The organism is Campylobacter canis (genome assembly GCF_045504005.1).
GTDB classification, from domain to species: Bacteria; Campylobacterota; Campylobacteria; order Campylobacterales; family Campylobacteraceae; genus Campylobacter_A; species Campylobacter_A canis.
This window is the reverse complement of sequence record NZ_JBJJXH010000027.1, coordinates 1-920: the sequence shown is the minus strand read 5'-3', so window position 1 is coordinate 920 and position 920 is coordinate 1. Positions and strand designations below refer to the sequence as shown.

The 920-nt window shown below is 36.6% G+C and carries 1 protein-coding gene; it reads left to right on the top strand.

Features of this window, described 5'->3' with window-relative positions:
* A partial coding sequence (locus ACHJH3_RS11250) for a methyl-accepting chemotaxis protein (protein ID WP_407064889.1) occupies positions 1-920 on the top strand: 920 nt, incomplete at both ends.

Here is a 920-nt window from a genome sequence, read left to right as displayed (position 1 = left end):
GACGAATTCGGTCAAATGGCATCTTTAATAAATGACAACATAAGCAAGATAGAATCAGCCAAACTCTCTGAAAACGACTTTATAAAAGAGGCAAATACATTTGTAGACAGTATCAAATCAGGAGACTTTACTGCAACTCTTAACGCTCAAACGTCAAACCCTGCATTAAATCAGTTAAAACATACATTTAAAGAGCTTCAAGAGGCTTTAAAAGATAATATTGCCAAAAACGGTATAGATCTTATAAACCTTCTTGATAAATTTAAAAATCAAGACTTTACCGCTAGACTTGATGATAACGGTAAGATGGCGGCAGGAGTAAATGGACTGGGTGAAGAGATATCAAACATGCTTCGTGCAAATTTGTCTCAGGCTGAAAATTTAAGACAAAAGGCTCAAGCACTATCAGAATACATGAACGAACTTACAAGCGGAGCTAACCAACAAGCAAATTCACTTCAAGAAAGTGCAGCGGCAGTAGAGCAGATGAGCTCATCAATGTCAGCCATATCTCAAAAGACACAAGATGTAATAAGACAAAGCGAAGAGATAAAAAACATAATAGTAATAATAAGAGATATAGCAGATCAAACAAACTTACTAGCATTAAACGCGGCTATAGAAGCAGCCAGAGCCGGAGAGCATGGACGTGGCTTTGCCGTAGTTGCCGATGAAGTAAGAAAACTAGCCGAAAGAACTCAAAAATCATTAGGAGAGATAGAAGCTAATACAAATGTGTTGGCTCAATCAATAAACGAGATGAGTGAATCTATAAAAGAGCAGGCTGATGGAATAAACATGATAAATCAATCAGTTGCCAATATAGATGATCTAACCAGACAAAACGTAATAGTAGCCAATAAGACAAATGAAGTAACAGCTGAAGTTGATAGTATGGCTAAAGATATAGCAGATGATGT